This is a genomic window from Fundidesulfovibrio magnetotacticus (genome assembly GCF_013019105.1).
Lineage (GTDB): Bacteria > Desulfobacterota > Desulfovibrionia > Desulfovibrionales > Desulfovibrionaceae > Fundidesulfovibrio > Fundidesulfovibrio magnetotacticus.
Genome location: NZ_BLTE01000019.1, coordinates 1 through 20,839, shown reverse-complemented (window position 1 = coordinate 20,839; position 20,839 = coordinate 1). Strand labels below are relative to the sequence as shown.

Below are 20,839 nucleotides of genomic sequence, written 5' to 3'. Positions count from 1 at the left end.
GCCCGGACGGCCGCATGGCCGTCCGGGCTTTCTTGCGTCGAGGGGGCGTTTCCCTACAATTCCACCTGCACGCCCAGCTCCATCACCCGGCCGGGCGGGATGTTGAAATAGGCCGAGGCGGGCCGGGCGTTGCGGCTCATGAACTCGAAGAGGCGCTTGCGCCATGGGGCCATGGAGGTTTTGCCGCTGGTGAAGAGCGATTCGCGGCCAAGGAAATAGGTGGTGTCCGCCAGGTCGATGTCCACGCCCGCCGAGCGCACGAACTCCAGGATCTGGGGCACGTCCGGGGTCTGCATGAAGCCGTAGGTGGCGATCACGCGGTAGAAGCCCTCGCCCAGGCAGGAGACGGCCAGGTTCTCGCCCAGGCTGGCGTAGGGCTCGTCGGAAGACTGCATGGAGAGGATCACCACCTTCTGGTGGATCATCTTGGTGTGTTTGAAGAAGTGCAGGAGCGTCACCGGCGCGCCCGTTGGCGACACCGAGAGGAACACCGCCGTGCCCTTGCCCCGATGGGGTTTTTTGGCCTCCACGTCCTTCAGGAAGAGCTCCAGGGGAATGGACTCCTTGCGCAGGGCCGCGCCCAGGGCGGCGCGCCCGGCCTTCCAGGTGCTCATGCACAGCACCACCGTGGCCGCGATGACCACGGGAATCCAGCCGCCGTCGAAAATCTTGAGCAGATTGGAGCCGAAGAAGGACACGTCGAAGCATAAAAAGAGCACGAGCAGCGGCAGGGCCTTCCACAGGGGCCAGCCCCAGCGCTTGTGCGCCACAAGGAAATAGAGGCAGGAGGTGATGGTCATGGTGGCGGTCACGGCGATGCCGTAGGCTGCGGCCAGCCTGCTGGACTCCTTGAAGATGAGCACCAGGGCCACGCAGCCCCACATGAGGAAAGCGTTGATCTCGGGGATGTAGATCTGGCCTTCCATGTCGCTGGCGGTGTGGATGATGCGCACGCGCGGGTAATAGCCCAGCTGCACGGCCTGGCGGATGATGGAAAAGATGCCCGAGATCATGGCCTGGCTGGCGATGATGGTGGCCATGGTGGAGAGCGCCACCATGGGCAGCACCCAGCCCCGGGGCACGATGCCGTAGAAGGGGTTGGCCACGATGTCCGGGGCGGACAGCAGCCCCGCGCCCTGGCCGAAGTAGTTCAGCAGCAGCCCCGGGTAGGCGTAGAACAGCCAGGAGAGCTGGATGGCCCGCTTCCCGAAATGGCCCATGTCCGCATAGAGGGCCTCGCCGCCGGTGATGCACAGCACCACCGAACCCAGCACCAGCAGGCCGTGCAGGTGGTTGCGCGCGAAAAAGTCCACGGCGAAAACGGGGTTGAGCGCCGCGAGCACCTGGGGGTGCTCCGCGATCTGCCAGAGCCCCAGCCCGCCGATCACGCAGAACCACACGATCATCACCGGCCCGAAGATGCGCCCGATGCCCGCCGTGCCGTGCTTCTGCACCATGAACAGGCCGAAGAGGATCACCAGGGTCAGGGGCTCCACGAGCCGCCCGGCCGCCGGCGTGACCACCTCCAGGCCCTCCATGGCCGAGAGCACCGAGATGGCAGGGGTGATCACCGCCTCGCCGCAGAGCAGCGCCGCGCCGCACAGGCCCAGCAGGGTGGTCAGGGCCACGGTCTTCTGGCCGAGCTTGCGCGCGGGCAGAAGCTCCACCAGGGCGAACATGCCGCCCTCGCCCTTGTTGTCGGCGCGCAGGATGAAAGAGACGTACTTCACGGTGATCACCACCGTGAGCGACCAGAAGATCAGCGAGAGCACGCCCAGCACGTTGCCGGGCGAAAGCTCGATGGCGTGCAGGCCGTGGAAGCATTCCTTCACGGCATAGAGGGGCGAGGTGCCGATGTCGCCGTAGACCACGCCCAGCGCGCCCAGGGCCAGGGCCAGGGTGCGCTTGGTGCTTGCCGGTTCGCCGGTCGGATGGGACGCCATGGCGGGCTTGTATGCGCCGGTGTGCTGGCGTGTCAAATCGGCGGGGTGGCGGATTCGCGGGCCAGCACGCGCTCCAGGAGCACGCGGTAGATGGGCCGGGTCCCCAGCGAAGCGGCCGTGGCGGCCGCCGTGATGCAGGCCAGCATGAGTGGCAGTGTGAGCTGGTAGTTGCGCGTCATTTCCAGGATGAGCACCATGCCCGTCATGGGGGCGCGCACCGTGGCCGCGAAGAGCGCGCCCATGCCCGCCACGGCGAAGGCGTCCGGCGGAGGGCACGCGCCCGGGAACAGGCCCTGGGCCGCCGCGCCGAAAAACACGCCCCAGAGCGTGCCCAGGGCCAGCATGGGCGCGAAGATGCCCCCCGGAGCGCCCGAGGCGTAGCTGAGCATGGTGAGCGGGAAGCGCAGGGCGAAGAGGGCCAGAAGGCTCCAGGCCGGACCGGCAAGGGCGTGGTCCAGCACGGCCGAGAGCGTGGCGTGGCCGCCACCGGCCGATATGGGCCAGGCCCAGGCGCACAGGCCCGTGAGCGCGCCCACGGCCAGGGCGGCGGTCAGGCGCGGGCGCGCGGCCAGGGGCTCGAAGAGGTCCAGGGTGCGTGTGAGGCAGGCGTTGAAGGCCGTGCCCGCCAGCCCCACGGTGAGCCCGAAGGCCAGGAACAGCGCCAGGGAGGCGGTGTCGGGGTCTGGCAGCACGGGCATGGGGATGGCCTGTCCAGGTCCGGCCAGGAGCAGGCAGGCCACCTGGGCGGCGGCGCAGGCCACCACAACGCAGTGGAAGGAGACGAAATCGAAGTGGAAGTGCTCGCGCATTTCCTCCACCACGAAGAGCACCCCGGCCAGGGGCGCGCCGAAGGCGGCGGCCAGCCCGGCCCCGGCCCCGGAGGCGGCCAGGCAGTGGCGGGCGTAGGGGGCGTCGCGCCCGAAGAGCCAGGCCGTGAGGCGTCCCAGTGCCGCGCCCATCTGGATGGTGGGGCCTTCGCGTCCCAGAGCCAGCCCGCTGCCCAGGGCGGCGGCGCCGGCCGCGAATTTCACCAGGAGCACCCTGGCCCAGCGGAAGGGGCGCAGCCCGGCCAGCGCGCCCTCCACCTCCTGGATGCCGCTGCCGCCCGCCTCGGGCGCGAAGCGGCGCACGGCCCATACGGCGAGCCACGTCAGCGCGGCCGTGGCCAGCATGGACGCGGCCCAGGCCAGCCCGCCGGAGTGCGAGACCAGGAAAAGCCGCAGGGCCTGAACGTTGTCCGCCGCCAGGTGGAAGGCGGTGGCCAGGGTCCCGGCCGCGCCGCCCGTGAGGGCGGCCAGGGCGAAAAGCGCGGCGAAGCGCCTGGGCGCGGCGAGTTCGGCCCGGCCTGGGTCGGCGCGTTCGAGTTCCGCGCGGTCGGTTTCGGGGGGGTGCATGGGCGGCCTCCGCGTCCATCCTATCGCGGAGCCGGGCGCGAAACAAGGCCGCCTGGTTTTCGCCCGGACCTTGCGCCAGGCTCCGGGAGGGGGTATCCGGGGTCCATCATCCCTGCGTTCAAGGAGTGCGCGATGCGAACGATTCTTTTTGCCCTGGCCGCGCTCTGCGTGGCCGCCACGGCCCAGGCCCAGCAGCAGCGCGTCTACGAGTGCGTGCGCCCGGACGGCACGGTGATCTGCACCGTCTCCGACACCTCGGGCGACCCAAGCGTGACCTGCAACTACGAATGCGTGGACTGCAACATGGTCTGCGCCGCCAGAATGCGCCTGGCGGAGGACAAGGCCGGCAAGGAGGTCCCCGTGGCGCCGCCCGCGGTGAAGGGCGAGCGGCGCAAGGCCTCCGGCGGCCAGCCCGAGACGCGCGAATACTGCCGCAAGGCCTTTGAGGAGTGCCGCGCCAAGTGCAAGGCCGACCCCAAGAACAAGCGCAAGTACGACATGGACGCCTGCCTCTCCAGCTGCGACAGCTGGTATTCGGGCTGCGGCATGGGCGGGCAGTAGCCTCCCCGCGAAACGCCACGTGAAAACGCCCGGCCGTGAGAGCGGCCGGGCGTTTCGCGTTGCGGGGGTCTGAAAACACCAACCCCCCCGGGATGGGGGGGGCTGATGCGAGGGTGGAGGAGGACCTACCCGGGCGTGGCTAGCTCCCGGGCAGGCATATGAGGGACATCTATTGCACGGGGATGGACCGGAACACCGGCTGTCCCTGGCGTTTGAAGAGCACGACCACCGCGCCCCGGGCCTTGCCTTCCTTCTCGATGATGGAGGCGGCCTCTTCGGGGGTGGCGACCGGGCGCTGGTTGATTTCCACGATCACGTCGCCCCGGCGCAGTCCGGCTTCGGCGGCGGCGGAGTTCTGGGTCACGTCCACCACCAGCAGGCCTCCGGCGGGCTTTCCGGTGCGGGGGTCGGTGGCGGAGAGGGTCATGCCGAGGGTGTCGCCGCCCTTGGCTTGGGCGGGGTCGTCGCCCATCTGGCCCAGGGCCTTGGCGTCGCGTTCCATGAGGGTCACCTTGGCGGTCTGGGACTTGCCCTTGCGCAGGTAGGTGACGGTGACGGGCTCGCCGGGGTTCATGTTGCCGATGCGGGTGGTCAGGTCGTGGGAGTCGGCCACGGGCTGTCCGTTCACGGCGATGATCACGTCTCCGGAGGCGAGGCCGGCCTTTTCGGCGGCGCTGCCGGGTCCCACCTGGCTCACCAGGGCGCCCTTGGCGTCGGAGAGGCCCAGGGCCTTGGCGGTGTTTTCGTCCACGGACTGGATGGTGACGCCCAGCATGCCTCGGCTGACCTTGCCCTTGCTCTTGAGCTGGGCCACCACGTCCTTGGCGATGTTGGAGGGGATGGCGAAGCCGATGCCCTGGCCCGAGGCGATGATGGCGGCGTTGATGCCCACCACTTCGCCGTCCAGGTTCAGGAGCGGGCCGCCGGAGTTGCCGGGGTTGATGGAGGCGTCGGTCTGGATGAAGTCGTCATAAGGTCCCGCGCCGATCACGCGGCCCTTGGCCGAGACGATGCCCGCCGTGACCGTGTGGGCCAGACCGAAGGGGTTGCCGATGGCCACCACCCAGTCGCCCACGCGCAGCTTGGCGGAGTCGCCCAGCTTGAGGAAGGGCAGGGAGCTGCCGTTGTCGATCTTGAGGAGCGCCAGGTCGGTTTCGGGGTCGGCGCCCACCACGCGGGCCTGGATGACCTTTTCGCCCTTCTGGAGCTTCACGTTCACCTTGTCGGCCTTTTCCACCACGTGGTTGTTGGTGATGATGTAGCCGTCGGCGGAGATCAGGAAGCCCGAGCCCAGCGAGCGGGAGCGCTTCTGCTGTTGCTGGGGATGCTGGTTGAAGTACTGGTCGAACTGCTCGAAGAAGTCGTCGAAGGGGGTGCCCCGGGGGATCTGCATGCGCGGCTGGCGCTGCGACTGCTTGGGGGCGGTTTCGGTGAAGATGTTCACCACGGCCGGTCCGGCCTTTTCGGCCAGATCGGCGATCTTGGGCAGCTCCGCGAGGGCCTGCCCTGCCGCGAACAGGACGATGAGGGCGCTGAAGAGGGAGAGCTTGAACAGATTCGTCCGATGCATGGTTCACTCCTGGTTTCGGGTCGCGTCGCGTCCCGTGATGCCAGGAACTAATCGCTGTGAATGACAGGAAGCTTTCCGAGGGATGAACTGTCGTTCATCTTGGGGGCGGGACATTCCAGACGGACGCCCCGCCCGCCAGCATCGGTGATTTCGCCCAAGCCAACGCTTTTTCCAAAGGGGGGTATTTCAAGCAGGACGGTAGCCTCTACCACCAGCGGGAGGGCAAGGTGTTCCAGGTGACGGGAGTCCTGTAGGCGACTACGAGTTGAACGTGGGGCAATCCGAGGAGGTGGATACTCGGACAGGTCAAGACTCGGGGCTTAAGTCGAGCAGCTTTACAACGGGTTATGATTAGCATGTGCCGAAAAAGTTGTCTCGTTTTTAGTGTGAAGTGAGATGGTTATAACCTGACAGTCCCCCCTCCATCACCCCCTCCCCGGAAACCGCAACTCCACCGCCAGCCCCGGCCCGGCGTCGGAGAGCTCCATGCGCGCCCCGTGCAGCCGCGCCACCGCCGCCACCAGCGAGAGCCCCAGGCCCGAGCCCGGCGTGCCCCGGCTCTGGTCCAGACGGTAGAAGCGACGGAGCACGTTGGCGCGCTCTTCCTCCGGGATGCCCGGGCCCGTGTCCGCCACGCGCAGCGCGATGGCCCCGTCTCCCATGCGTGCGGCCCGCACCAGGATCGTCCCGCCCTCGGGCGTGTATTTCACGGCGTTGTCCAGCAGGTTGGCCACGGCCTGGGAGAGCAGGTGCCGGTTGCCCGTGAGCGTCAGGGCGTCCGCCACCTCCACGCGCATCTCCAGGCCCTTGTCCTCGCCCAGGGGCTCGTAGAGTTCGGCCGCGTCGCGCACCAGGGCGGAGAGGTCGATGTCCTGGGTCTCGGCCTTGGCCGCCGCCGACTCGGCCCGCGCGATGGTCAACAGGGCGTTGAACGTGGCGATGATGGATTCGGCCTGGGCGATGGCCTCCTCCATGGCGTGGCGCTGGGTCCCGGGGTCGGGCTTCTCCAGCAGGGCCAGCTCCAGGCGCGAGCGCAGCCTTGTGAGCGGGCTGCGCAGGTCGTGGGCGATGTTGTCCGAGACCTGGCGCACGGTGTCCAGCAGTTCCCCGATGCGGTCGAGCATGTCGTTGAGGTTGGCGGCCAGGCGGTCGAACTCGTCGCCCGCGCCCGAGACGGGGATGCGCCGCGAGAGCGCGCCGCCCATGATCTCCTGGCTGGCGCTGTTGATGGCCTCCAGACGCTCCAGGAGCTTGCGCGTCATCACGTTGCCCCATACCAGGCCCATGACCACCGTGACCAGCAGGCCCACGGCCATGGCCGAGGCCATGATGGCCCGTGCGCGCAGCACGTCTGAGAGTTCGCGCCCCACCAGCAGGTGCACCTTGCCCATGAGGGTGATCACGCGCACGCGGGCGTCGGTGGAGCGCCCGTCCAGCTCCGAGGTGACGCGGATGGTGTGCCATTCGGGGAACCCCCGGGGCGTCACCCCTTTGGGCCACTGGCGCATGTTGCCCGCCAGGTAGTGCAGGTCGCGGTCGGCCAGTAGGTAGATGTTGGAGCGCGAGCCCTCGCTGCGCTGGCGCGTGGAGATCTGCATGGAGAGCGCGGCCAGGCCGCGCTCGTCGTACTGCTCGGCCAGGTTCCAGATTTCCGACTCGATGCTGTCGTCCGTCTGGCCCACCATGAAGGTCACGGCGGCCCACCAGATGAAGGCGAAGACCACCGTGGCCGAGCCCGCGAAAAGGGCCACGTACCACAGCGCCAGCCGGAAGCTGAAGGTCTTAAGGAGTTTCGGCCGGATCACGCAGCATGTATCCCGCGCCGCGCACGGTGTGCAGCAGGGGCTTCTCGAAGTCCTTGTCGATCTTGCCGCGCAGGCGCGAGACGTGGACGTCGATGACGTTGGTCTGGGGGTCGAAGGCGTAGTCCCAGACGCGTTCCAGGAGCATGGTCCGCGTGACCACCTGCCCGGCGTGGCGCATGAAGTATTCGAGCAGCGCGAACTCCTTGGGCTTGAGGTCGATGGGTCTGCCCTCGCGCTTCACGGTGCGCGCGGTCAGGTCCAGCTCCAGGCCGTCCACGCGCAGCACCGTGAGGGGCTTTTCCGCGCGGCCCCGGCGCGCCAGGGCCTCCACGCGGGCCATCAGTTCCGCGAAGGCGAAGGGCTTGGTGAGGTAGTCGTCCCCGCCGGCGCGCAGGCCCTCCACGCGGGCGTCCACGTCGGAGAGGGCCGAGAGCACCAGCACGGGGGTGGTGTCCCCGGCGGCGCGCACGGCCTTGAGGATGGAGAGGCCGTCCATGCCCGGGAGCATACGGTCCAGGATGATGATGTCGAAGCCGCCCGCCGTGGCCTTGTAGAGCCCCTCGCGCCCGTCGGCGGCGTGCTCGGCCGTGAGGCCCTGCTCCTTGAGGCCCTTGAGCAGGTACGACGCGGCCTGGGGGTCGTCCTCCACCAGGAGCACGCGCACGGCCTAGAGCCCCACCTCGCCCGAGAGCGCCGTTCCTTCGGCCACCACGGCCTGCGCCTCGGACGCGTTCACCACGTGCGTCTTGCCCGAAATCCTCACCCCGGCCTGGAAGAGCACGTCGCCCTTCACGTCCAGGCGCTCGCACGCCGTGAGCGAGGGCGCGCCGTGGGGGAAGCGCGCGGTGAAGTCGTCGATTTTCTTGTAGTGGCGCGCGTCCAGGTGCACCACGGGCATGTGCCCGGTTACGGCCGGGGAGGGGACCACGGTCTTGTCCGGGCTCACCTGGTAGCAGTCGCTCATCACCACCAGCAGGTCCGAGGTGGTCTTCACCGGGGCGAAGCGCGTGCGCGGCACCTTCACCGCCAGGGCGGACTCGAAGGCCGACACGGCCGAGCCCATGGCCGTCTCGATCTGGATGACGGCGGGGGATTTGTGGTCGCGCGGGTCCAGGGTCTTGGGGTTGAGGATCAGGTCCAGGGGCATCATGCCGTTGGCCACGAAGACCTTTTCCATGGCGCGCAGGTCGATCCAGATGGAGTTGGTGTTGAAGAAGCGGTGCTTCTCGATGTCCTGGAAGGCGTCCACGTCGCGCTCCAGGCACTGGGCGATCTCGCGCAGGGCCAGGCGGCCGCTGTTGCGCAGGCGCGCCAGGTGTCCGCCCTTGCGGTCCGAGGTGGTGCGTCCGGCCACCTCCATCAGGAAGGGCGCGCCCTCGCGGGCCATGTAGCCCAGCAGGCGCTCGTCCATCACCGCGCCCAGGTTGTCCGAGTTGGAGATGAAGGCGTAGTGGAAGCCCCGGTCCAGAAGCTTGCGCAGCACCTTGGAGGTGATCAGCGCGGTGTAGAGGTCGCCGTGGCCGGGCGGGTTCCACTCCAGCTCGGGGTTGCCGGGCCAGGTGGCGGGGGCCAGGTCCTTATGGAGAATCTTGGGGTAGCGGTGCTGCAGGAAGGCCATGGGCAGGCCCGTTGTGCCGTTGTCGAAGCCCTGCACCTTGAGCATGGTGTCCAGGTGCGTCTTGAAGCTGTTCATGAACAGGAGGGGCAGCGGCTTGCCGTAGCGCTCGCGCAGCACCTTCATCTGGCCCAGGATCAGGTCCAGGAAGGTCATGTTGTCCTTCACGGTGATCAGGCTCTTGGCCTTCTCCAGGCCCATGGAGGTGCCCAGGCCGCCGTTGAGCTTGATGACCACCGCGTGGGCCATGGCCTGTCTGCCCACGTCGGTGTAGGAGGCCAGATCTTCGTAGTGGGGCACGTCGCGCTCGGAGAGCGGCAGCAGCTCCTCCTCGGAAAGCTTTCCCTGCGCGCCGTAGAGCAGGCGCGCGTAATAGCACTTGAAGACGTTGATGACGATGGGCGGGATGCCCTGCTCCTCCATCTTCAGGCCGAAGGGGCGGAACATCTCGATCATGGAGGGGTCGGCGGTCTTCATGCAGTCCATTATCATGGGGTCGCCTCGCGTGCGTGGTGTTCGGGGTCGCAACTCCCCCGTGTGTGATGGAATTGCCCCCACGCGTCAAGCGCCCCCGCGCGCCCCGGCCCAGGCCACCGACGCCAGCACCAGCGCGCCGCCCAGGGCCTGGCCCGGGCTGACCGACTCCGCCAGAGCCACGTGCGCGCCCAAAGCGGCCACCAGCGGCACCGCGTTGATGAACAGCGAAGCACGGGCCGCCGGAACCCGCGACAAGGCGTAGTTGTACGCCAGGAACCCGCCCGCCGAGCAGAACAGGCCCAGCCAGGCCACCGCCGCCAGCGCCTTCGCGGGCGCCTGCGCCAACGCTCCGGCCTCCTGGACGAAAAACGGAAGGAAGAACACCGCGCCCCAGAACATCTGCAACGTAGTGAACGCAAGCGGCGGCACGCCGCGCAACCGCCCCGCCGCCACCATGTAGACCGACGCCGCCAGCACCGCCCCCAGCATCATCAGATCCCCGGCGTTGGCCGGTCCCGCGTTCAACCCCACCAACAGGGCCACGCCCGCCAGCGAGGCCGCCACGCCCGAAGCCTCCCGCGCCGTGGGCCACGCGCGCCCGGCCAGGCACGAGAGCCCCAGCACCACCATGGGGATTGAGGCCGCGATGAGCGAGGCGTTGGTGGCGCTCGTCAAACGCAATCCCATGGTCTCCAGCGCGAAGTACCCGCCCGGAAACAGCACGCAGATGCCCAGCACCTTCCCATGCTCCGCCAACCCCAAACGCGCCACGCCGCGCCGCAAGGCCAGCGGCGTCAGCAACAAGGCGGCCAGCGCGAAACGCGGAAACAGGATCGCCGCCGGACTCAGATGCTCCAGCGCGATCTTCGTGGCGGAAAACGACAAACCCCAGACCAGCACGGCCGCGCACAAAGCCCAGATCGCGGCGAATCGAACGGAAAACATGACGGATCTCCTTGGTTTGGCCAAGGCAATAGCGAGCCCGTCAGGGGATTTCTTGGACGAAATTGCGCCCGCCAACGTCCGGCCCCGCAACGTCAAAAAGGACCACCCCGGCGCGGTTGCGGCGGGAGGGGGCGGGGAGGAATAGCGGAAGAAGAGAGAAGGAGGAATAGCCTCCGGCGGCCTAAGGGCTACGTCCTTAGGAATCCCTTTTTGCTTCGCGGGCTGTGCCGGGTAGGCCTGTGTGAGAGGGGGCGGACAGACCCGGATGCCCGGACAGCAGCAGACACCAGCCGGGAACGCGCTCAAAGCAGCGCTTATCCCGGCGGACTGCCATCGTCGCAAGCGACGATGAACAAGGAATTATCATTTAAAATCCGAGAATTGGATCTTGCTCGAAATCCTGGCGCGAAGCGCCACGGCCCCCCGCGCGGGGATTCGCGGCTTTGCGCGAATTCCCGCGCGAAAGGCGGCGCAACCGCAAGGGTCTTGCAGGCAAGACTGTCGTCGCCGGTGAAGCCCGCGAAGCGGAGTGGGAGTGCAGAGGGCGTAGCCCTTTGCCCGCCGGAGGCATATTCTCCAACCGCCCCGCCGCCTGGCCCTGCCGCCCCTCCCGCCGACGCGAAGCAATCGCCGGGGTGCGGGGCGGAGCCCCGCCGGGGAAGTCAGCGCCCCTGGTATTCCCTGGGGGTGGCTCCGGCGTAGCGGCGGAAGACGCGGTTGAGGTGGCTTTGGTCGGCGAAGCCTGCTTCGGCGGCCACTTCCGCGATGGGTTTGCCTTGCGAGAGGAGCTGTTTGGCCAGGTCGACGCGCAGTTGGTTGGCGTAGGCGTGTGGGGTGGTGGCGTGTGTTTCGCGGAAGATGCGGGGAAGGTGGCAGGGTGAGACGCCGCAGGATGTGGCCAGTTGCGCCAGTGGGATGCGTTCGGCGGGGCGGCTGGCCAGGATGCGCGCGGCCTGGAGCGCGGCGCGGCGTTGGGCGCGGGGTTTGCCGCCCTGCACGGGCGTGGCGTGGTGTCCGGCGAAGAGTCGTTCCAGGGCGAGGAGGAGCAGGGGGAGCCTGTGTTCGCCGGGTGGTGACCGGTGGAAGCGGGCGAAGGCCCGGGCGAGGGCCGGGTCGTCGAGGATGGCGGGCTGGCGGTGGTCCAAGGCGCGGGGCAGGCCGGGGAGGCGGTCTTCGAGCCAGGCGCGGTCGATGTAGTGCTTGTGGTAGCGCAGGGGGCCGCCGGGCTGCGGGTTGCAGGCGTGGGGTTCGCCCGGGGGGAGGAAGACCGCCGAGCCCGGCCCGGCCAGCCACATGGCGTCGCGGCATTGGAGGAACGTGGAGCCCCCTTCCACCACGGAGACGGAGTAGGTGTCGTGGGCGTGGAGTCCGAAAGGCCTGCCGTTGATGCTGGATTCGCGCGATTCCAGGAAGGGCAGGGAGGGGTCTCTCAGGAAGTCGTTCCTGCTGCCGGGACGTGTTGGCATGGCCGGGGCTCGGAGCGGGGGGTTAGTCGTTGTCGAGGGCTTTGCGCACCCAGCTGATGGCGGCGGCCACGGCGGGGAAGCCGATGGTGGAGGTGAGCCCGGTGAGGGCGTGGTACACTTCGTCGAGGCTCGCTCCGGCGTTGAGGGCGCGGCGGGCGTGGGAGAGCACGGAGCCTTCGGAGCGGTTGGCGGCGGCCGCGCCCAGCTGGATGAGGAGCACGGTTTTCTCGTCGAGGGGGCCGGCGTCGCGCACGGCCTTGCCCAGGGCCTCCACGGCCTCGATGACGCCGGGGGACTTGGTGCGGATGAATTCGTAGTGTCTGGGCTTGAGTTCGTCTTTCATGGAGTTTCTCCTTGTTGTCTTTGCTTGTCGGTGGGCGAGGGATACCCGTCCCGGTCTTCTTTTTCAAGCGCGTCGAGGACGTAGGCCTTGTTTCGTGCTCCAGGGCGTTGACGGCGGGGCCGTGATGGAGCAACAAGCGAATCATGAGCGAAGCATGCCGCAGCCATGAGGAACTCCATGCCGAGTTGGAAGCGCTCCGGATGCGTGCCGCGCATCTGGAGGAGGCGCTGCATGCGGTGCATGAGTCCGAGGAGCGCTACCGAAGGCTTTTGGAGACCGTGACCAACTACGTCTACACCGTGCGGGTGGAGGACGGCCGGGCCGTGGAGACGACCCACGGCGAGGGCTGCGTCCGTCTGACGGGCTACACGGCCGAGGAGTACGCGGCCGATCCCCTCCTGTGGTACCGCATGGTGCACGAGGAGGACCGGGCGGCGGTTCTGGAGCAGGCGGCGCGCCTGTTGCGGGGCGAGTCCGCCCCGGCCCTGGAGCATCGCATCCTGCACAAGGACGGCTCTGAACGCTGGGTTCGCAACACCCCCGTGATCCGCCGGGACGCCTTCGGGCGCGTGGCCTTCTACGACGGCATCCTCCAGGACATCACCGGGGCCAAGAACATGGAGGAGGCGGCGCGCCACGCCTCACTGCACGACGCGCTGACCGGGCTGGCCAACCGGCACCTGCTCATGGACCGCCTGTCGCGAACCATCGAGTCGGCCCGGCGCGACGGGGTGAAGGTCGCGGTGCTCTTTCTGGACCTGGACAATTTCAAGCCCGTCAACGACCGTCTGGGCCACGCCGTGGGCGACGAGGTGCTCAAGGAGGCGGCGGCGCGGGTGCTGGCGCAGGTGCGCGCCTCGGACACGGTGGCCCGGGTGGGCGGCGACGAGTTCGTGGTGGTGCTGCCGGGCCAGATGGGCGGGGCGGGCGCGGCGGAGGTGTCGCGCAAGATCATCCGGGCTCTGGGTCAGCCTTACGCGAGCCTGGGCGGGGCGCAGGGCCCCGGAGGCAGCGTGGGCATAAGCCTCTACCCCGACGACGGCCAGGACCCCTGGGAGCTGGTGAAGATGGCCGACCAGGCCATGTACTACGTGAAGAACCACATCCGTTCGAGCTTCGCCTTCCATTCGAGCCTCGTGCGCCAGGCCGGTCTGGAGCCGCACGACTCATGATCGAACCCCATTCCGGGTGTCTTTTCGAGGGGCTCTTCCGCCTTCATCTGGCCGTGATGCTCGTGCTGGACCCCGAGACCCTCCAGGTGCTCGACGCCAACGACGCGGCCCTGGCCTTCTACGGCTGGACGCCCGGTGAGATCGGCTTCCGCGGCCTGGGGGACATCTGCCAAGACGGGCCTCTGTGCACCCTGGAGACCCTCGAGCGGTGCCGGGAAGGCGGCGGGCGCGTGGCCCGCTGCCGCCACTTGGCCGCTGGAGGCGAGGTGCGCGACGTGGACATCCGCATCTCGCGCATCCCTTCTGGAGAGCGCTGCGTGCTCTTCGCCGTGGTCAGCGACGTGACGGCCCTGGTGCGGGCCGAGAATGCCCTGCGCGATTCCGAGGAGCGCCTGCGCAGCATCTGCGAGAACACCCGCGAGGGTCTCTTCCAGGTGGATCTGGAGCGCAGGCGCTATCTCTGGGTCAACCAGGCCTACGCGCGCATTCTGGGCTACGAGAGCCCGGGGGAGTTGCTCGAGGCGATGGAGGACCCGGAAAGCCAGGCGTGGTATTCCCTGGAGGAGCGCGAGAGGGTCATGAGTGTTCTGCTGGAGCGGGGCTTCCTGGAGCGCCACGAGTTGCGCCTGCGCCGGCGCGACGGCAGGGCGGCGTGGCTGTCGGGCAGCGCCTGGGTGGTGCGCGGCTCCGGGGGCGAGGCGGCGCGCATCGAGGGCGTGGTGGAGGACATCACCCCCCGCAAGCGCGCGGAGGACGAACGCATGCTCCTGGCCACGGCCGTGGAGCAGGCGGCCGAAGGCGTGGCGATCGTCACCGGGGGGAGCTGGCTGGTGGAGTACGCCAATCCGGCCTTCGGCACGGTGACCGGGTTCGAGCGCGGGGAGATTCTCGGGCGCGACTTCTTCAGTCTTTTCGGGCGCGGCCGCCAGCCTCTACCCTCCCGCGACATCCGGGAGGCCCTCCTGGAGGGGCGGGAGTGGACCGGCCCCGTCAGGGACGTCAAGCCCGGCGGCCAGCCGCTGGCGGCCGAGGCCGTGTTCTCGCCCATCCGCGACGCCACGGGGCGCGTGGGGCGGGCCGTGGTGCTCCTGCGCGACGTGTCCCCGCTCACCCGGCTGGAGAACCGCCTGCGCCGCGCCCAGAAGCTGGAGGCCGTGGGCACCCTGGCCGGGGGCATCGCCCACGACTTCAACAACATCCTCACGCCCATCCTGCTCAACGCCGAGGTGGGGCTCCAGCTCGTGGAGCAGGGGGACATCCTGCGCAGGCCCCTGGAGGAGATCGCCCGGGCGGGCGGGCGCGCCCGGCAGCTGATCCGCCAGGTCCTGGTGTTCAGCCGCCAGGGGGACCTGCGGGCCGAACGCGTGGACCTGGCCGAGATCGTGCGCGAGGCCGCGCGGCTCTTGCGCGAGCGCCTGCCGGGCAACGTGGCCCTGGCCCTGGACGTGGACCCCGAGTCCCTGCCCGTGCTGGCCGACCCGGGCCTTCTGCATCAGGTGGTGGTGAACCTGGCCGACAACGCCCTGCACGCCATGCAGGAAAAGGGCGGCGTGCTGGGGCTAAGGATCATGCGTCGCCGGGGAGGCTGCCCGGAGGGGGCGGCGGAGAGCCGCCAGCGCGAGGGCGAGCATGCGCTGCTCGCGGTTTCGGACACCGGGCACGGCATGGACGAGGCCCTGGTGGAGCGCATCTTCACGCCCTTTTTCACCACCAAGCGCCCGGGCGAGGGCACGGGCATGGGGCTCTCCGCCGTGCACGGGATCATCCGGTCCCTGGGGGGCGGGGTGCGGGTGGAGAGCCGCCTGGGCGAGGGGAGCCTCTTCGAGGTCTGCCTGCCGCTGGCCGGTCCGGTGGCCCCGCCGGGGCGCGAACCGGGCGGACAGCGCGTGCTGGTGGTGGACGCCCAGGCCTTTTCGCGCCGGGCCCTGGCCATGATCCTGGAGGGGCTGGGCTACAAGACCACCGCCATGCGCGACGCGGCCAAGGCCCTGCGGGTGTTCGCCCGCGCGCCGGGCCGATTCCGCGCCGTGCTGGCCGGGGAGGACCTGCACGGCATGTCCGGCCGGACGTTCCTGAAGGCCTGCCGTCAGGCCGGACGCCAGTCCGGGCTGGTGCTCATGGCGGACCGCGACGACGAAGCCCAGGGGCGTCCCGCGGCGGACGCCGTGGTGGTGAAGCCCGTGGGGGCGCAGGCCCTGGCGCAGGCCCTGGACGAGGCCCTGGCCCGGGCGGCGCGCCGCGCGGGCCTGGCTACCAGTTCCACGGAGTGATCTCGAAATGCGCCTGGGGGTGGGCGCAGGCCGGACAGCGCTCCGGGGCGGCCTTGGCCTCGTGGGTCCAGCCGCAGTGGCGGCAGCGCCAGAGCACGGGCTCGGGGCGCGCGAAGACGCTTCCGGCGCGCAGGTTTTCGGCCAGGGCGCGGAAGCGTTGCTGGTGATGGATTTCCGCCCGGGCGATGTGCTCGAACACCAGGGCGGCCTCGGCGAAGCCTTCGTCGCGGGCCACGCCCGCAGCCTCGGGGTAGGTGAGGCTGCCCACGCGCTCCTCGCCCAGGGCCGAGCGTTCCAGGTTGTCCAGGGTGGGGCCGGATTCGGGGAAGGCCAGGGGCAGGGTCACCTCGGCGGAGAGTCCGCCCAGGAGCCTGGAGAAGCGCCTGGCGTGGGCCTTTTCCTGCTCCGATGTCTCCAGGAAGAGGGCGGCGATCTGCTCGTAGCCTTCCTTTTTGGCCTGCTTGGCGTGGAAGGCGTAGCGCACATGGGCCTGGCACTCCCCGGCAAAGGCGGCGAGCAGGTTTTTTTCGGTCCGGCTTCCCTTCAGATCGGGCATGGTCAACCTCCTGCGTGGCGGCGGCGTTCCGGAAAAACCTACCACGATCGGGGACATGACGCCAGGGGAGCGCCGGACGATTCGTGAAGCTTGGCACGAACGTCCGCTTTTCATTGACATAATTGCTGGCCCCAGCCTATATCCCCGGGGTATCGAGAGCACTTTCACCGCAGGGCGTCCGTCCTGCGGACATCACGGGTCGCGCCCGCACGCAAGGAGAAGCCATGCCGCTGGTATCCCCCAAGGAAATGTTCGAGAAGGCCTACGCCGGCGGCTATGCCGTGGGCGCGTTCAACGTCAACAACATGGAGATCGTCCAGGGCATCATCGCCGCTGGCAACCAGGAGCGCTCGCCGCTCATCCTGCAGGTCTCGGCCGGCGCGCGCAAGTACGCGGGCGAGAACTACATCATGAAGCTCATGGAGGCCGCCATGCAGGACACCGACCTGCCCGTGGTGCTCCACCTCGACCACGGGCAGAACTTCGAGATCTGCGAAATGGTCATCAAGGCGGGCTTCACCTCGGTGATGGTCGACGGCTCGCACCTGCCCTTCGAGGAGAACATCGCCCTGACAAAGCGCGTGGTGGAATGCGCCCACGCCCAGGGCGTGTTCGTGGAGGCCGAGCTCGGCCGCCTGGCAGGCGTGGAAGAGGACGTGAGCAGCGAGCACAGCATCTACACCGACCCCGACCAGGCCGTGGAGTTCGTGGAACGCTCGGGGTGCGACTCGCTGGCCATCGCCATCGGCACCAGCCACGGGGCCTACAAGTTCAAGGGCGAGGCCAAGCTCGACTTCGACCGCCTGGAGAAGATCGGCAAGCTCATGCCCGGCTATCCCCTGGTGCTTCACGGATCGTCGTCGGTGCCCCAGGAGTTCGTGGAGATGGCCAACAAGTACGGCGGGACCGTGGGCAGCGCCCGGGGCGTGCCCGAGGACATGCTGCGCCGCGCCGCCTCCATGGCCGTGTGCAAGATCAACATCGACACCGACATCCGCCTGGCCATGACCGCCGTGATCCGCAAACACTTCGCGGAACACCCCGACCACTTCGACCCCAGGCAATACCTCACCCCCGCGCGCGACGCCGTGCGCGACATGGTGGCCCACAAGATCAGGAACGTCCTGGGCTGCTCCGGCAAGGCCTGAGCGCCCCGGGCGACCAACCCATCCACAAGCCCCGCGTGAAGAAGGAGACTCACATGGCGACCAAGATTGGCGTGAACGGGTTCGGCCGCATCGGCCGCTACCTCACCAGGATTCTCGCGAACGACCAGACCATCCAGATCGCCGCGATCAACGCCAGGGCGGGCAACGAGGAGCTGGCCAGGCTTCTCAAGCACGACTCCGTGCACCGCAACTTCCAGGGCGAAGTGAGCGTGTGGGAACACGGCATCACCGTGAACGGCCGCGAAATCCTCGTGACGCGCTGCAACGCCGGAGAGTGGAAGTGGGGCGAACTGGGCATCGACCTGGTGACCGACACCACCGGCAAGTTCGTGGACCACGAGAAGGCCTCCCACCACCTGTCCTGCGGGGCCAAGAAGGTGGTGATCTCCGCCCCGGCCAAGGGTCCCGACTGCACCATCGTCATGGGCGTCAACGAGCACGAGTACGACCCGGCCAAGCACCACATCATCTCCTCGGCCTCGTGCACCACCAACTGCCTCGCCCCCGTGGCCAAGGTGCTCAACGACGCCTTCGGCATCAAGCACGGGCTCATGACCACCATCCACTCCTACACCATGAGCCAGCGCATCCTGGACGGCTCCCACAAGGATCCGCGCCGCGCCCGCGCCGCCTGCGTCTCGCTCATCCCCACCACCACCGGGGCCGCCCGCGCCACCACCCTGGTGCTCCCGGAGCTCAAGGGCAAGCTCGACGGCTACGCCATCCGCGTGCCCACCCCGGACGGCTCCATCGTGGACCTCACCTGCGAGATGGAGAAGCCCGTCACCAAGGAGGCCGTGAACGTCCTGCTCAAGGCCAAGGCCAGCGAGGCCATGGGCTACACCGAGGAGCCCCTGGTCTCCGTGGACTACCTGGGCGACACCCACGGCGGCGTGGTGGACGGCCTGCTCACCCAGGTGCTGGACAACAACATGCTCAAGGTGGTGATCTGGTACGACAACGAGGCCGGATTCACCCACCAGCTGGTGCGCCTGCTCAAGCTGGTGGCCAAGGGCTAGCGCCCGGCCGCCCTCCCGGCGCAGGCCGCGCCGGGGATTTGATAAGCGCGCCGAACGGTTGACCCGGCCCGGCCGGGGGGAGTATCCCCCGGCCGGGCCTTTGCCGTTTCCGCCCCCAGAGCCGGGGCCGCCCTGTGCGAAAGGAGCAACGCCTCGTGGAGATCACCCCCCTCGCCGGATTCCTCACAGGCGTCCTGCGCGACGCCGTCAAGACCAGCCTCGCCCTGTTCAAGGTGATGGTTCCCATCATCATCGTCGTGAAAATCCTCAAGGAGGCCGGGCTCATCGCCTATCTGGCCGCGCCTCTGGGGCCGCTCATGGAGTGGCTGGGGCTGCCCGCCGGGCTGGGGCTGGCCTGGGCCACGGCCATGGTTTCCAGCATCTACGCGGGGCTGCTGGTGTTCCAGGCCGTCTCGGACGCCACGCTCACCCAGGCCCAGGTGTCGGTGTTCGCCATCCTGGTGCTCATCGCCCACAATCTGCTGGTGGAAGGGCAGGTGACCAAACGCTGCGGCGTGAGCTTCCTGGGCCAGAACGCCCTGCGTTTCTTCGGAGCCCTGGGCTGCGCCTGGTGCTTCAAGGCCTCGTGCGAGGCCTTCGGGCTCTTCGGCGGCCCGGCCGTCATGCTCTGGCTGCCCCCGGTCCAGGAGGCGGGGCTGGCGGCCTGGGCCTTGGGGGAACTCAAGAACCTGGGCTCCATCTTTTTGATCATCGTGGCGATCATGGCGCTTATGCGCACCCTCAACGCCCTTGGGCTCACGCGGCTTTTGGAGCGCCTGCTCACGCCGTTTCTGCGGATCATGGGCATCGGCCCCACGGCGGCCACCATCACCGTGGTGGGCATGACCATGGGCCTGGCCTACGGCGGCGGGCTGATCATCCACGAGGCCCAGGCCGGGCACATCCCCCGGCGCGACATCTTCGCGGCGGTGTCGCTCATGAGCCTGTCGCACGCGCTCATCGAGGACACGCTGCTCCTGGCGCTCATCGGGGCCAGCCCGTGGGGCACGCTTGGGGCCAGGCTCGCCTTCTCGCTGGTGGTCACGGCCGCGCTGGCGCGCTGGGCGGCCGGGCGTCAGGCGGCGCCGGTCCGGGCGGCCTGAGCGTTCCGGGCGGGGCCGCGCCGCCCCCGGCGTCCCTCGCCCCCGGGGGAGGCGGGCCCGACGCTCCGCGCCGCCCGCCCGGAGCGATCGATGCGGCGCGTTGCCGAATCGTTCCCGTTTTCTTTATCTTTTCGCTTGTTCTCAAGGCGTGCCTGTCCTAGATGTTTCTTACGTTTTCGTAGAGTTTCCTCTCGAATATCCTGCGGTACGGTGAATTTCACGGGGTTTGTAGGCGTTCTGAAACGGTCACACTAGCATGGCGTACTCCCAAGTCAGACAGCATCTTCGAAACGATGACGTCTGGTCGAGGGAACGGACGAACACGTGGAGCAGGATCGCTCCACCTGGGAAAGGGGCCAAACGATGAAAGATTTGCGGCTTGCGGTGAAGATCGGAGTGGGGTTCGGGCTGATCCTTGCCATTGCCTGCGCCTTGGGCCTGATGGCCGTGTTCCAGATGGGCAAGGCCGAGGAAAGCTCCTCGCGCATGAAGGACGAGTACGTCCCCGAAGTGATGCTCGCCAACGATCTGGAGCGCCACGCCCTGCTGACCATGTACGGCATGCGCGGGTTCGTCTATTCCGGCAAGACCAGCTACATTGACGAGAGCCGCAAGAACATGGCCGAGGTGGAAAAGGCCCTGGTCGGCGCCAAGGCCCTGGTGGAGAAGTTCCCCCGGCTGGTCAAGCTGCGCGAAAGCCTGGACACGGCCCGGACCCGCTTCGCCGAGTACGAGAAGCTGGCCGAGGAGACCAAGACCCGCCTCGGCCAGCAGGCAAAGGACCGCGTCGAGCGCATCCGCGCGGCCGCCGACGTGCTGGCCCAGGCCGAGCAGTACCTGAGCTCCCAGGACGTCTCCCTCCGCGAGGAGATCGAGCGCGATGTCCCCAACAAGGTTCTGGTGGAGCGCTACGAGAAAATCAAACTCATGACGTTCATCGTGCAGAGCGTCGCGGATGCGCGCATCAAGATCCTCAGCGGCGACGCCAACGACGACCTGGCGCTCTACACCGCCGCCCTGGGCCTCTTTCCGGCCATCGAGTCCGGGCTGGCCAAGATCCGGCTCACCACGGTCAAGGCGGAGAACCTCAAGCGGCTCGACGCGTTGGAAACCGGATTGGCCACCTACAAGCGCCTGGTGGGCAGGCAGATCGAGAACACCCAGGCGGTGCAGACGCTCAACGAGAAGCGCGGCAAGGTGGCCCAGGACGTGCTGGACGCCGCCGAGGGCATCGCCACGGAGGGCATGGGCCAGGTGGCCAAGCTGGCCGCCGACTCCGACGAGGGCCTCACGGCCTCCGGCCGCCTCCTTCTCGGCGGGCTGGCGGTGGCCCTGGCCCTGGGCGCGACGGTGGCGGTGCTCATCACCCGGGCCATCACGGGGCCGGTGCGCCGCGGCGTGGACTTCGCCAGGACCGTGGCCGGTGGCGAC

17 protein-coding genes are annotated in these 20,839 nt (G+C 68.6%); 7 read left to right on the top strand and 10 right to left on the bottom strand.

What is annotated here, in order from left to right; all coding sequences use genetic code 11:
- Window positions 1-53: 53 nt before the first annotated feature.
- Together NNJEOMEG_RS17330 and clcA are read right to left on the bottom strand one after the other, a co-directional pair.
- The gene (locus tag NNJEOMEG_RS17330) at window positions 54-1,943 is read right to left on the bottom strand and encodes a potassium transporter Kup (RefSeq protein ID WP_173086723.1); all 1,890 of its coding nucleotides are present in this window, start codon (window positions 1,941-1,943) and stop codon (window positions 54-56) included.
- A gap of 32 nt (window positions 1,944-1,975) precedes the next feature.
- Window positions 1,976-3,337: a H(+)/Cl(-) exchange transporter ClcA gene (clcA, locus tag NNJEOMEG_RS17325; protein WP_173086722.1), complete on the bottom strand. Its 1,362-nt coding sequence runs from the start codon at window positions 3,335-3,337 to the stop codon at window positions 1,976-1,978.
- A 132-nt stretch (window positions 3,338-3,469) separates the two neighbouring features.
- On the opposite strand from clcA, the gene NNJEOMEG_RS17320 reads away from it, so the two are divergent.
- A complete protein-coding gene (locus NNJEOMEG_RS17320; RefSeq protein WP_173086721.1) occupies window positions 3,470-3,898 on the top strand; it encodes a hypothetical protein in 429 nt (142 codons plus the stop codon).
- 169 nt (window positions 3,899-4,067) lie between these two features.
- Here NNJEOMEG_RS17320 and NNJEOMEG_RS17315 read toward each other — a convergent pair whose 3' ends face one another.
- From NNJEOMEG_RS17315 to NNJEOMEG_RS17285, 7 genes are all read right to left on the bottom strand, one after another.
- Window positions 4,068-5,468 (bottom strand): DegQ family serine endoprotease, encoded by a 1,401-nt coding sequence (locus NNJEOMEG_RS17315; protein ID WP_173086720.1) that lies wholly within the window; start codon window positions 5,466-5,468, stop codon window positions 4,068-4,070.
- Window positions 5,469-5,893: 425 nt separating this feature from the next.
- Entirely contained in the window at window positions 5,894-7,273 is a 1,380-nt protein-coding gene (locus tag NNJEOMEG_RS17310; RefSeq protein WP_173086719.1) for a sensor histidine kinase, read from the bottom strand.
- Window positions 7,251-7,937: a winged helix-turn-helix domain-containing protein gene (locus tag NNJEOMEG_RS17305; protein WP_173086718.1), complete on the bottom strand. Its 687-nt coding sequence runs from the start codon at window positions 7,935-7,937 to the stop codon at window positions 7,251-7,253. The genes NNJEOMEG_RS17310 and NNJEOMEG_RS17305 overlap by 23 nt, the downstream gene beginning before the upstream one ends.
- 3 nt (window positions 7,938-7,940) lie before the next feature.
- Window positions 7,941-9,380 carry a UTP--glucose-1-phosphate uridylyltransferase gene (locus NNJEOMEG_RS17300; protein ID WP_173086717.1) on the bottom strand — a complete coding sequence of 480 codons (1,440 nt, stop codon included), beginning with the start codon at window positions 9,378-9,380 and terminating at the stop codon, window positions 7,941-7,943.
- 69 nt (window positions 9,381-9,449) lie between these two features.
- Window positions 9,450-10,310 (bottom strand): DMT family transporter, encoded by an 861-nt coding sequence (locus NNJEOMEG_RS21055; RefSeq protein ID WP_173086715.1) that lies wholly within the window; start codon window positions 10,308-10,310, stop codon window positions 9,450-9,452.
- 662 nt (window positions 10,311-10,972) lie between these two features.
- Complete coding sequence (locus NNJEOMEG_RS17290) at window positions 10,973-11,776, bottom strand: helix-turn-helix transcriptional regulator (RefSeq protein WP_173086713.1); 804 nt, start codon at window positions 11,774-11,776, stop codon at window positions 10,973-10,975.
- Window positions 11,777-11,798: 22 nt separating this feature from the next.
- Window positions 11,799-12,119, bottom strand: coding sequence for a carboxymuconolactone decarboxylase family protein (locus tag NNJEOMEG_RS17285; protein WP_173086711.1), 321 nt, complete (start codon window positions 12,117-12,119; stop codon window positions 11,799-11,801).
- Between the two features lie 143 nt (window positions 12,120-12,262).
- Between NNJEOMEG_RS17285 and NNJEOMEG_RS17280 the strand changes: the two genes are divergently transcribed.
- Both NNJEOMEG_RS17280 and NNJEOMEG_RS17275 read left to right on the top strand, forming a co-directional pair.
- The gene (locus NNJEOMEG_RS17280) at window positions 12,263-13,291 is read left to right on the top strand and encodes a sensor domain-containing diguanylate cyclase (RefSeq protein WP_173086709.1); all 1,029 of its coding nucleotides are present in this window, start codon (window positions 12,263-12,265) and stop codon (window positions 13,289-13,291) included.
- Window positions 13,288-15,561, top strand: coding sequence for a PAS domain-containing hybrid sensor histidine kinase/response regulator (locus tag NNJEOMEG_RS17275; RefSeq protein ID WP_173086707.1), 2,274 nt, complete (start codon window positions 13,288-13,290; stop codon window positions 15,559-15,561). The genes NNJEOMEG_RS17280 and NNJEOMEG_RS17275 overlap by 4 nt, the downstream gene beginning before the upstream one ends.
- Here NNJEOMEG_RS17275 and rbr read toward each other — a convergent pair.
- Complete coding sequence (rbr, locus tag NNJEOMEG_RS17270) at window positions 15,542-16,117, bottom strand: rubrerythrin (RefSeq protein WP_173086705.1); 576 nt, start codon at window positions 16,115-16,117, stop codon at window positions 15,542-15,544. The two genes, NNJEOMEG_RS17275 and rbr, sit on opposite strands and share 20 nt — an antisense overlap.
- Window positions 16,118-16,341: 224 nt before the next feature.
- On the opposite strand from rbr, the gene fba reads away from it, so the two are divergent.
- The 4 genes from fba to NNJEOMEG_RS17250 all read left to right on the top strand — a co-directional run.
- A complete protein-coding gene (gene fba / locus NNJEOMEG_RS17265) occupies window positions 16,342-17,265 on the top strand; it encodes a class II fructose-1,6-bisphosphate aldolase (RefSeq protein ID WP_173086703.1) in 924 nt (307 codons plus the stop codon).
- A 53-nt stretch (window positions 17,266-17,318) separates the two neighbouring features.
- Entirely contained in the window at window positions 17,319-18,305 is a 987-nt protein-coding gene (gene gap / locus NNJEOMEG_RS17260) for a type I glyceraldehyde-3-phosphate dehydrogenase (RefSeq protein WP_173086701.1), read from the top strand.
- Between the two features lie 155 nt (window positions 18,306-18,460).
- Window positions 18,461-19,408, top strand: a complete 948-nt coding sequence (locus tag NNJEOMEG_RS17255) for a nucleoside recognition domain-containing protein (RefSeq protein WP_173086699.1) — start codon at window positions 18,461-18,463, stop codon at window positions 19,406-19,408.
- Window positions 19,409-19,771: 363 nt separating this feature from the next.
- Window positions 19,772-20,839: CHASE3 domain-containing protein (locus tag NNJEOMEG_RS17250; RefSeq protein ID WP_443093415.1), on the top strand; the 1,068-nt coding region annotated here is incomplete at its 3' end.